We start from the raw sequence: 10,558 nt of genomic DNA, 5'->3' as shown, positions 1-10,558 counted from the left end.
TAGTATTTGAGCATGATTTTGAGCGGATGGATATGAGCAATGTGTAAAATACGGATATACGGCTTAGAAGCAATAGCAAAGCTCTCGGAGCGGATCAAACGTGCGGTTCCCATCCATCCGGTAATGGATATAATCAGAACCAATACCCAGATTGAAGCATTTACGTACGTCACAAGTGTCAAGAGCAAGAACAAAGTCGGGAATGTTAAAAACAAATCAACGGTTATAATAAACAGCTTATCATATCCCCCGCGCAAAAGTGCGGCGCTCACCCCATAGAGCAATCCAACAAAGGTAGAAATAAGAGCACTTGCGAATCCGATCAAGAGCGAAACTTGCCCACCTTGCATCAAGCGTGCCAATAAATCACGCCCTAAGCGATCTGTACCAAACCAGTGTTCCGTTGATGGAGAGAGTAAAATAGAACGTGCATCTAGAAAAAGAGGATCGACCGTATAAATAAATGGCCCGATAAAAGAGAAAAAGATTACCGTACTTAGCGCGGCAATACTCACAAAAGGCATTACTGCTTTATGCCGAGTAAGGTTGTCATCATCTGATCAATCGTCGTGATGATTTTTGCTGCGGCACCGTATGAGGTTTGATAACGAATAAGATTCGCCAGTTCTTCATCAATACTCACTTTTGAGACAGAATCGTATTCTTGTTTAACCGCATTAAATTGAGCGGTAATCGAATCATTCGCCAAAATAGCTGAATTTGTTCTCGTCCCTACCTTGGTTACCAATGTATCGTAATATCCGTACAGGGTATCAGAAGATGTCTGGAAGCCATTTTTAAATGAGACAGAATTAAACTGGAGTTCAACCATGTCCAAGGCCATTTGATTATCACCATTTGCTGGAGATTTAAACCCCCGAATTTGTGTCGGATCATTTTTTAAATCGCTTTTTAAATTCATTGTTTTGGCATTGTATCCATCAAAGAACCGGTTTACTCCGGTAACACCCGCGAAATTGGTCCCATTATCCTCTATAGCAAAGGTATATCCTTGTGATGCAAATGCTGCTTTCAAATTTAGCTCAAACGTATTCGATGCAAATCCAGCGACAAGCATATCGTCAATATCGTTTAAGCCATTATTATCCCCATTATCGTCTATATTATTGGTTGTTGTGTCAATTTGTCCAACGATACTGTTAGTACTCAAAGGAGAATCTGACATTACTGTGCTGTCATTAATGGTTATCGAACGTCTTCCGACTTCCTTACCATCAAGATCATACACCACAATATCGAATGTTCCAGTATTGAAGTTTTCATCGCTACTCATTAACGCATCAGTTGGACCAAAACTCAATGAATTTGAGCGCATTGAAGAGGTTGCACTTTGGGCATAGAGGTTATTAGTTGACTCGATCATCCCTTTTGCAAAGGTATCGAGATTGCTAAGTGTTTCCTGTAAAAATCCATCTTCAAACTCACCATCTTGTCCAATAGTAGCTCCGCGAAGCTCTAACATAGCACCAATTTTACCACCGGTTATGTTATTTGAAAATGGTATTCTTACTCCATCTTGACGCTCATAATAGAGATCATTATAGCCGTTTTGATTTCCAGCTTTATCAACACCGATTGGATGAAAACCGACCCCGTCAACAAGATTAAATCCCCCGACTTGAATGGTATAACTCCCATCTTCGATAGCAATATTACTATCGATAACATTACGACTTTCCACTTGCCCTACCAATACTTTTGCGCCAATCATTTCAGAGAGAGTCATCTCCAATTGATTTCTTTGATCACGTAAGTCATTTGCATTATTAGCGCCGCCAGCTTCCGCTTCATTGATCGACTTATTCAATCCGGCAATTTGTTCCGCGATACGGTTCACTTCATCAATATTAACACTCAATTGGTCATTCAAAGAACTTTGTAACCCTGCAATTTGTGAACGAGTCTCCCCTATATGCTGTGAAAGTGTTTGTGCTTGCTGAGCTAATGCTACTTTAAGTGCTGTATTACTCGGATTGGTTGCCAAGGACTGCCACATATCAAAATAATTCTGGAGATCTTCTTTGATACCAACACCATCGATATCCGGGAAATAAGTCGAAAGTTCTTCAAGACTTTTTTTAAGCATATCCGAATATTCTTTATTTTGTGAGGCTGTTGTGTAGCGATCATATACGAATTTATCAAAAACACGTGTGATTTCCGTAATCTGAACACCATTACCCCGTTGACCGGGATCAATGCTTATCGGATACGCTGCAGCGGTTACGACACGCTGACGGGTGTACCCTTCTGTTTCTGCATTGGCGATATTATGACCGGTTGTATCAATACCCACTTGCGCCGCATTAAGGGCGCTGTATCCGATATTAAGTGCGTTAAATATAGATGCCATATTATGCTCTTACTTCCAAAAATGATGCTTCGGAAGAGGCTATTTTTTGGTACCCCTCCATCTGAGTCGGCACCACGCGTTCGAGTAATGTGTTATAAAATGAACCGACGCTGAGAACCATTTTTGCGTATTGTTGGTTTACTTCACGCAGAAGCGAAAGATTTGTTTTAAGTGAATCAAGCTGCTGATGCTGTTCATTGTCTAAAAGTTCAGAGAGGGAGGTACCGGGATGTTGTGTCATCAATTTTGAAATTTCACGATCTATCATCGCTTTTTTGTGTTCAAAACTTTTTATTTTCTCTTCTTTAATTGCTAAACGATCAAACTGAGGATTATGTTTCGCTTCTCTAATATCGTCGATATCCTCTTGTGATAAAGAGATAAGAGATTCAAGATCCTTGATAGCACTTTGCAATTGATACGACAACATCATAAACTCCTCAGCTTTTAAGTCAGCTCTTGCGCAATCCGTTTCGCGAGCGCTTCGATATCGACACGATATTCACCTTTTTCAATCGAAGATTTAAGTTCTTCAATCCGGCTTGTATCACCTTGTTTTGTAATAGATTGCATGGATTTCTCCTGCTCTTTGGTTTTTAATGATGGTTCTTGATATGCCGCTTTAATGAGCGAGCCATTCACACTTGAGATCATAGTGAATCCTTGTTATCCGTTTATAATGTATAACAACCATATCGGCAAAACCGATTAAAAATTTAGTCTATTTTTCTGTTTTCTCACCCTTTTGACTTAGGTGTTCAAAAAGCATTTGTGAAAATCCAAATCCTCCGGCGCTTGCATTGGACAACTCTTCACGATACATCGATTTAAATATCTTATCGCCCGGATCATCTGTACTGAACAAATTCTTCTCATCTTTCATCGATTCGTCCAACATCATTTTAACAATGATCGCTTCGAACTGGTCAGTCTTTTCACGTAGAGCCTTATCACCCTCTTTGCTGCCTATGTTAGGAACGGCTTTGTTATACTGTACATTTGTGATATCCATTAGATAACCTCCAAATCAACAGTTATGGCACCGGCACTTTTCATCGCTTGAAAAATCGAAATCATCTGCTTTGGATTAGCCCCAAGTTTTTGTAGTGAACGTGCGATATTTGCAACCGTTGTCGTCCCTTTTTCAGTATAGACTTCATTTTCATTCAATCCAATAACGAGACTTTTATCCATCTCGACACTTCCTGCGGGTTTTGCAACGGTATTTTGAGAGAGAATCTTAACCGTTATGTCACCTTGGGTGATTACAACCGGTTTTATCTCAATATCGACACCGGCAATGATTGTTCCGGTACGTTCATTGATAATGATTTTTTGTTCTTGTGCATAATTGATATCAAGGTTTTGAACTTCCGCTAAAAATTCAACCATTGATCGATTTTGCGGTAGTTGTAATTGAATGGTTCTAGGGTCCACTGCCGTTGCCACCTTTGAGCGGTATTTAGCATTGATAACATTTTGAATCGCTACCGAGTTGGCAAAATTGGATGATTTGAGGGAAAGTGTTGCATTCTGCTGATGGTAAAGGTCTTGGTTGATTTCACGCTCTACCAAGCCGCCGCCATACACCATCCCAACCGTTGGATGAGATTCTGCACCGGAACCTTTTTCATTTTTACCGCCGATACTGATGGAGCCTTGTGCGAGTGCGTAGATTTTACCATCAACACCTTTGAGAGGGGTCATAAGCAGTGTTCCGCCTTCTAGTGACTTCGCATCACCGATAGACGATACAACGACATCGAATGCATCCCCTTGACGGGCAAACGGAGCAAATTTAGCCGTAACGACGACAGCGGCAACGTTTTTGGATTTGATATCGACTGGATTCATATCGATGTTCATCGCTTTGAGCATGTTCGCGATCGATTGGAGGGTAAATTTTGAAGTGGTACCATCCCCTGTTTTTTTCAAACCGACGACGAGAGAGTAGCCGATAATCTGATTGTCACGTACACCGACGATATTGGCAACTTCACTGATACGCGCAGCTTGAGATAGGGTTAGTAAGCAAAAAAGTAGTATAAAAATTCTCATGCCGATCCTTTATAATTATAAAGGTTAAAGCAAAAGGTATTCCAAAATCAAGCGTAGTAAGTGAGTGAGGTTTTCCCGAAGCGTTTAGATTTAAGACGATTAAAGTGACCGATAGCATCGGGGAGTTCTAAGGTACTCATATGCTCGATAATAATCAATGTCGCCATTTCAAGAGGCAGTGACGCAATCATATCGATCGTTTTATCGTAAATCTCTTCCATCCCTTCACGGATTGAAAAAGGGGGATCTACATAGATAAAGGCACTCTCACCCAACGCTGCAAGACGCTTTTTTACCTGAACAATGTTACTAAAACTGTCCCCCTCCATAATTTCACACGCTTTAGGATCAGTTTGCGCAATATTTTCACGCAATGTACGGATTGCATCACGATCTTTTTCCATAAAAATGATCTTTTTCGCCCCTCGGCTGAGGGCTTCAAGTCCGATGGAACCGCTGCCGCTGAACACTTCTACCAAGACAGCGTCAATAATATCAAATTGAAGTGTGTTAAAAAAAGATTCTAAGACAATCCCCTTGGAACTGCGTGTCGTCTCTTTCGAGGGGAGTTTCAGTGTTTTGCCTTTGTATTTTCCGGCAATGATTTTTTTCGTGATGGTTGGATTATTTTTCATAAAATGCCCGTACTGCTTTGAGGATATTTGCTTGATATTCTTGTGTTAGTTTCTCGATATGACGTTCCAAAATTTCAAAACTGATCCCCTCATCTTCTTGAACCAACGGTTCTTCATCCTCTAATAATACAGGAGTATCTTTTGTAGATTCAAATTTTTGATTTAATGCGTGGAGGAGTTGCGCTTTTGAAAAAGGCTTGATTAAATCGGAGGATTGGTTGACACCAACAACAAAAGTTGGATGCTGATCATCCCTGATCTCTTTGTCGCGAATCAAAATGTCACATTGACGAAGTGAGCTCAAATGCCCCTCAAGAAAAAGCTCCAATGAGCGTTGCAATAAGGGTGAATCACACTGTATGGCTACTTTCAAAACGCTTTCCTCATATGATAATCGATACTGTATCGTAAATCTTCATCCATGTCCATCAAACTCTCACACATCCATTTGAGATAACCGGGGTCTTTGAGGGCAATTTCTTCGATCCGTTTTTTAGCGTATTTTCCAAATGGCAAACGGCTCAAAAGTACATGACTTTTCGAAATCTGTATTAACTGTTCAATATCTGCCAAATCAAGTAAGTAATCCAAAATCATGCGTGTATGCAGCGCATCGCTGAGAGCATGATGTGGCACGATTGGAACACAAAACGCTTCAAAAACGTTGACCTCATCACGGTACAATCGTAACTCATACCGCAAAAACTGCAAGCTATACCCTTCCAAATCATCCATTAATGATTGGGCACATTTAAGCGTATCGATAATCTCTCCTTGCCACGCTATCCCCTCTTTTTGAAGCATTGCCAATTCAAACGGAGCATTGTGGGAAACCAATATCGTATCAGGAAGATTGATAGCTTCAAGTTTTTGCGCACTCAAGGATTCTCCAAACAGCGGAGAATCTTTTACCATTTCATTCGTAATTTGGTGAATGGCTGAGGCTGATGGGGGGATTTTTTTTCCGGGATTTATCTGTTCATAATGGGTCTCTTTTCCCGTAATCATACCGACAGAACAGATACGATCATTGAGTTCTAAACCGGTCGTTTCAACATCGATTATCAATTGCACGCTTCTATCCTTAAACGGCTTGATCGACGTATCATCATCACTAATGCAATGATCCCTGAGAAAAGAATCATCAACGTCACGCTCCAAGGGTTAAACCATCCCAGCCAAACACTTCCCCCCCAAATAACTTTGTGCGCAACAATAAAAATAATAGCTTGTGCCGCATTAATCCAAATGATTGCAAAAAACCATTTTCTCCAGAGCTTTAAGTAGGGTTTTACTTCAAAAGAAAAAATTGTCTCTTCTTTACAATTTACAAGTACTAATTTTCTTTGCTCTACACATCGATAGAGGATACTTTTTAATGCACCGACCAACGCAATAATAAGACCAAGACCATATCCAACACTCAACCAAAAAAGCCAAATGGTCTGAAGGGCTTGCATTCTTTCATGATTAAGTTCTGCAAAGCCTTTAAGAGCATAAACAACAAACGTAACCAATGTAGCGGCACCAACAGCACTCACCGTTGCAATCAAAATAAATGCTGTAGCCCATCGCACCCAAAGGGTGAGATAAAACTTACTCATTCACCTGCTCCCTAACGGCCAATCTGAGATTATGATAATGTTCCAGTGTACGAAAACTTTTTTCAAAACGCCAACTAAGTACAAAAGTGATAATCGATTTTTTTAATGCTACACTCACTTTTTCAGCACGTCCGAAATAACCCAAAGAGATATTTTTATTTTTTACATTGGCATTTTTATCATAAATAATAGCGATAATTTGAGCGTATTTCCCCTCTTTTACCGACCCTAAATCTTCATCCGACAAAGAAAACCCGGACAAATTAATCGCTTTAAAATGAAACAAATCATCAAAACTTTCCACTTTTGTTTGAATCCCTAGTTCTTGATAAAGTTCTTCTAGCTCTTTTAGATTACGTTTACGTTCCAACTCATAACTGGAGATTTGTGCCGTCAGGTTTTTTAAACGATCCAATGCTGAACTCATCACAACTCCTCGAAAAAATATCTTTCATTTTACCTCACTCCACCTATAAGTGAACTCAAAAATCATAATTCAAAATAAAATTGTGGATATTCATCCCATTTTTTCGATAAATATAGCTGTATCCTGATTCTTGATAAGTTTCGCCTCGTGCTACTTTACGCGCAATCAAATATTCAGCACGCAACCCTTTTAGGGCACCTTGAAAACGGTAAAATAAATCAATATTCCACTGCGCATAACTTGGTGTACCGTATTTGTTGTATCTCCACTCTTTGGGATCACTTTTATCGTATTCGCCATAACCCGCCAATATACTCAACCCTTTTGTCCCATAATCAGAAAAATCGTGCTCTACTGTCACAAGCCACGCATGAGAATTTCCACTGCCATCACTTCGCTCCCGTTTTTGAAAAGTATAGAGAGGTTCCTTCCCCCACTCTCTTGGAAACAAGAACCTCCCTCGATCGGTTGTACGGTTATAGGCTAACGTAACTCGCGATGTTTGATACTCCAGTGCAAACTTTGCCCCATACGTCACACTTTCCTCATCCTTAGCCATATAAGATTTAGCTTTTTGCACCTCCGTTGCCGTTTCACCATTATCTTCGTTATTTCCCCCGTCTCCTACTTCAGATTCATAAATCCCCTGCACGCCGTAGATAAATGTGAACGGGTCATTTTTTTGAGTATAGAGTGCTTCGATGTAACCGAGATTAAAAATGTTTTCTACATAGTAATCCCAAAGATCAATCCGTAATGCAGATCTTTCATAACCAAGATTAATGATTAAAACTCCCCCTGAAGAGGTGTTAGCGTAGTAATTTCCATTCACACCATCTACGCTTTTCCCCATTTCATATCCATAACCAAGCGAATCTTCGACATCCTTCCAATCGGGGGTACTGCGGTTCCAAAAAGCATTGATAAAACCACTTTGGAGGCTCCAATCAGAATCAACTTTTACTTTAGCCCAAATTCCTTGTTCTAATGTCGGAAGCATTCTCCCATCTTGTGGGTTGATAAAAGGGGTATCCAGCTTGAAACGACCGATATTCAATGCTAGATTTTCTCCAAGATAGCTTAGATAAGCTTCTCCAACCCCTGCAACATGATTATTATCCAAATTCGTCGTATCTACTAATCCGGCAACGTAGCGCGATCCTCTATTTCCCGCTAAGGGTTCGAGTCTATCTGATGAGACATTATCCTGCAAAAACCCAGAACCGTATACCCCAAATACCCCTTTGATATTATTCCACCGTGGGGTTTCATACCGTATTTTTCCACCGATAGCTGTTCCCGTATAATCCAATAATGGGTCTTGATTATCTTCCATCATCGAATACAAACGTAGCTGTGTCTGAAATTTCCCCCATTCTCCTTGTTGTGCAAACAGATAAACTGGATATGCGGCTAAAAAACATACCAAAAAATGGATCTTTTTCACCTCTCACCCCCTGAAATTTCAGTTCTTTCAAATATTATTACAGAATTTAACTAAGTCTACTTTATAATTCCTCTTAACATTCTATATTTCGGGATTACAATGAACTATTTGCGTATTCAAGGCCCCACTAAACTGAGCGGAACCGTCACCATTTCAGGTGCTAAAAATGCGGCATTGCCACTAATTACATTAACCTTGTTGGGACACAATCCTATCACCATGCGCAATACCCCTGAAGTCGCTGATATTAAAACCCTGCTAAAACTCCTCGGTAACCTAGGTGCGAGCTATACACTAGAAGATCATGTTCTTAAAATTGACACCTCCACGGTCAACCATACGATGGCAAACTACGACATTGTTAAAACAATGCGTGCTTCCATCCTCGTTCTAGGACCATTGCTTGCCCGTTTCGGACACTGTGAAGTTTCCCTCCCAGGCGGATGCGCTATTGGTCAACGTCCGATCGATTTACATCTCAAAGCTATGGAGCAAATGGGAGCTACCATCACTATCCACGCAGGATACGTCCATGCAGTAGCACCCGAAGGTCTCAAAGGCGCTCATATCATTTTCGATAAAATCACCGTCACCGGAACGGCGAACGTTGTTATGGCTGCCGCATTGGCTCACGGAAAAAGTGTCCTCGTAAACTGTGCCAAAGAGCCGGAAGTGGTGCAACTATGCGAAATTCTCCGTGATAGCGGTATCGATATTACCGGAATCGGCACTTCTGAGCTCACCATCATCGGAACCGGCGGTAAAACGATCGATATGGTTGATTTTGAAGTTATCCCAGATCGTATCGAAGCAGGCACCTATATGTGTGCCGCAGCGATCACCGATTCCGTGGTTACATTAGAGCGTGTTCGCCCCGATCATCTTGATGCCGTTACCGCTAAACTGGAGCAGATGGGATGCCGTGTAGAGTGTACTGAGAACACGATGACGGTTTATCCTGCCACTGAGCTTAAACACGTCGATATCGTAACCCAAGAATACCCAGCATTCCCAACCGATATGCAAGCGCAGTTCTTAGCTCTTGCTACCCGCGCTAAGGGAGCCAGCACTATCGAAGAGCGTTTGTTTGAAAATCGCTTTATGCACGTTAGTGAGTTACAGCGTCTAGGAGCAGAGATCAAACTCAGCGGCCATACCGCAACCGTCATCGGACCGTGCGAACTTGTCGGTGCTGATGTTATGGCAACCGATTTACGTGCATCCAGCGCTCTCGTCCTCGCAGCCATGGCAGCAGAGGGGACTACAAATGTCCATCGTATCTACCATCTCGATCGCGGATATGAGAATCTAGAGCTTAAGCTCCGTGCACTCGGCGCAAATATTGAACGACTACAAGAGTAGTCACCCTCCATTCCCGTCTGAGGGGAATTTGCTCTCCGCTTTGTCCTATTCCCCGCAACGATAGCTAAGATTGGTAATGTAGTATTCGCAATAATTTTTCGGACGTATCCGAAATAGTTTTCTGAGTAATTTTTTCATACCTAACTGCATGCAAAAAGTGTTCCAAAATATCGTAATTTCAATGAATTAAAAGAGAGAAGAGAGCACGGTTTACTGTGCATGAGCTCTCTGCTAAAGACGAAGTGCCCTCAGGGTGGAACCCAGTGTTAACGTAGTCAAGCGGGGCTATGCTCCGTTGGCGTTAAAATCAAATAATTAGAGATCACCTTCGATGACATTTTTGAAAGTGTTATAGTAGATATTTTGCATTTCAGGAAGTCTCATCGTTACGTCGTTCACTGTGAATGTATCACCGCCAACCGTTCCGATTTTTTGACACGCCATTGAGCCTACCATCACTTCGAACGCAGCGCAGTTTTCAGGTGCAACTTCGATAATGGCGCGAGACATACTCTCAGCAAAAATATCACGAGAATCGGTTACAGAGATTGTGGCATGCACACCTTTATCACTAACACACGCCATTTTAGCGAGTGCGATTGCCGCGCCGCCTGAGCTACAGTCTTTTGCCGCTGATAAAAGCCCTTTTTT

General features: G+C 41.4%; 14 protein-coding genes. 1 reads left to right on the top strand and 13 read right to left on the bottom strand.

Annotated features, from left to right (window positions below; translation table 11 throughout):
- The 12 genes from PHR02_RS11555 to PHR02_RS11500 form a co-directional block, all read right to left on the bottom strand.
- On the bottom strand, nucleotides 1–524 hold a 524-nt coding region (locus PHR02_RS11555), incomplete at its 3' end, for an ABC transporter permease subunit (RefSeq protein ID WP_299992238.1).
- Nucleotides 524–2,374: a flagellar hook-associated protein FlgK gene (gene flgK, locus PHR02_RS11550; protein WP_299992236.1), complete on the bottom strand. Its 1,851-nt coding sequence runs from the start codon at nucleotides 2,372–2,374 to the stop codon at nucleotides 524–526. The genes flgK and PHR02_RS11555, both read right to left, overlap by 1 nt.
- A 1-nt stretch (nucleotide 2,375) precedes the next feature.
- Nucleotides 2,376–2,804: a hypothetical protein gene (locus PHR02_RS11545; RefSeq protein ID WP_299992234.1), complete on the bottom strand. Its 429-nt coding sequence runs from the start codon at nucleotides 2,802–2,804 to the stop codon at nucleotides 2,376–2,378.
- A gap of 17 nt (nucleotides 2,805–2,821) precedes the next feature.
- On the bottom strand, nucleotides 2,822–3,028 hold the full coding sequence (locus PHR02_RS11540; RefSeq protein ID WP_299992232.1) for a flagellar biosynthesis anti-sigma factor FlgM: 207 nt from the start codon (nucleotides 3,026–3,028) through the stop codon (nucleotides 2,822–2,824).
- 67 nt (nucleotides 3,029–3,095) lie between these two features.
- Nucleotides 3,096–3,386 (bottom strand): rod-binding protein, encoded by a 291-nt coding sequence (locus tag PHR02_RS11535; RefSeq protein WP_299992231.1) that lies wholly within the window; start codon nucleotides 3,384–3,386, stop codon nucleotides 3,096–3,098.
- The gene (locus tag PHR02_RS11530; RefSeq protein ID WP_299992229.1) at nucleotides 3,386–4,432 is read right to left on the bottom strand and encodes a flagellar basal body P-ring protein FlgI; all 1,047 of its coding nucleotides are present in this window, start codon (nucleotides 4,430–4,432) and stop codon (nucleotides 3,386–3,388) included. Before PHR02_RS11530 ends, PHR02_RS11535 begins: the two co-directional genes overlap by 1 nt.
- A gap of 47 nt (nucleotides 4,433–4,479) precedes the next feature.
- Nucleotides 4,480–5,067: a 16S rRNA (guanine(966)-N(2))-methyltransferase RsmD gene (rsmD, locus tag PHR02_RS11525; protein WP_299992228.1), complete on the bottom strand. Its 588-nt coding sequence runs from the start codon at nucleotides 5,065–5,067 to the stop codon at nucleotides 4,480–4,482.
- Nucleotides 5,057–5,440: a hypothetical protein gene (locus PHR02_RS11520; protein WP_299992227.1), complete on the bottom strand. Its 384-nt coding sequence runs from the start codon at nucleotides 5,438–5,440 to the stop codon at nucleotides 5,057–5,059. Before PHR02_RS11520 ends, rsmD begins: the two co-directional genes overlap by 11 nt.
- Nucleotides 5,437–6,141, bottom strand: coding sequence for an exonuclease domain-containing protein (locus PHR02_RS11515; RefSeq protein WP_299992225.1), 705 nt, complete (start codon nucleotides 6,139–6,141; stop codon nucleotides 5,437–5,439). Before PHR02_RS11515 ends, PHR02_RS11520 begins: the two co-directional genes overlap by 4 nt.
- On the bottom strand, nucleotides 6,132–6,671 hold the full coding sequence (locus PHR02_RS11510) for a hypothetical protein (RefSeq protein ID WP_299992223.1): 540 nt from the start codon (nucleotides 6,669–6,671) through the stop codon (nucleotides 6,132–6,134). The genes PHR02_RS11515 and PHR02_RS11510 overlap by 10 nt, the downstream gene beginning before the upstream one ends.
- Nucleotides 6,664–7,098, bottom strand: a complete 435-nt coding sequence (locus PHR02_RS11505) for a hypothetical protein (protein WP_299992221.1) — start codon at nucleotides 7,096–7,098, stop codon at nucleotides 6,664–6,666. The genes PHR02_RS11510 and PHR02_RS11505 overlap by 8 nt, the downstream gene beginning before the upstream one ends.
- 55 nt (nucleotides 7,099–7,153) lie before the next feature.
- On the bottom strand, nucleotides 7,154–8,545 hold the full coding sequence (locus tag PHR02_RS11500) for an OprD family outer membrane porin (RefSeq protein WP_299992220.1): 1,392 nt from the start codon (nucleotides 8,543–8,545) through the stop codon (nucleotides 7,154–7,156).
- Nucleotides 8,546–8,644: 99 nt separating this feature from the next.
- Here PHR02_RS11500 and murA point away from each other — a divergent pair, with 99 nt between their 5' ends.
- Nucleotides 8,645–9,907 carry a UDP-N-acetylglucosamine 1-carboxyvinyltransferase gene (murA, locus tag PHR02_RS11495; RefSeq protein WP_299992218.1) on the top strand — a complete coding sequence of 421 codons (1,263 nt, stop codon included), beginning with the start codon at nucleotides 8,645–8,647 and terminating at the stop codon, nucleotides 9,905–9,907.
- 315 nt (nucleotides 9,908–10,222) lie between these two features.
- Here murA and PHR02_RS11490 read toward each other — a convergent pair.
- Nucleotides 10,223–10,558 (bottom strand): AIR synthase-related protein (locus PHR02_RS11490; RefSeq protein ID WP_299992217.1); only part of this gene is annotated, 336 nt, incomplete at its 5' end.

Origin of the sequence: Sulfuricurvum sp., assembly GCF_028688295.1 — a bacterium.
In the GTDB taxonomy this organism is placed as follows: domain Bacteria; phylum Campylobacterota; class Campylobacteria; order Campylobacterales; family Sulfurimonadaceae; genus Sulfuricurvum.
Note: the sequence above shows the minus strand (reverse complement) of the source record. Positions and strands in the feature narration are given on the sequence as shown.

Coding starts and splice junctions, on each gene's coding strand:
- flgK (WP_299992236.1), bottom strand. CDS start 2,374: ATGGCATCTATATTTAACGCACTTAATATCGGATACAGCGCCCTTAAT.
- PHR02_RS11545 (WP_299992234.1), bottom strand. CDS start 2,804: ATGTTGTCGTATCAATTGCAAAGTGCTATCAAGGATCTTGAATCTCTT.
- PHR02_RS11540 (WP_299992232.1), bottom strand. CDS start 3,028: ATGATCTCAAGTGTGAATGGCTCGCTCATTAAAGCGGCATATCAAGAA.
- PHR02_RS11535 (WP_299992231.1), bottom strand. CDS start 3,386: ATGGATATCACAAATGTACAGTATAACAAAGCCGTTCCTAACATAGGC.
- PHR02_RS11530 (WP_299992229.1), bottom strand. CDS start 4,432: ATGAGAATTTTTATACTACTTTTTTGCTTACTAACCCTATCTCAAGCT.
- rsmD (WP_299992228.1), bottom strand. CDS start 5,067: ATGAAAAATAATCCAACCATCACGAAAAAAATCATTGCCGGAAAATAC.
- PHR02_RS11510 (WP_299992223.1), bottom strand. CDS start 6,671: ATGAGTAAGTTTTATCTCACCCTTTGGGTGCGATGGGCTACAGCATTT.
- PHR02_RS11505 (WP_299992221.1), bottom strand. CDS start 7,098: ATGAGTTCAGCATTGGATCGTTTAAAAAACCTGACGGCACAAATCTCC.
- murA (WP_299992218.1), top strand. CDS start 8,645: ATGAACTATTTGCGTATTCAAGGCCCCACTAAACTGAGCGGAACCGTC.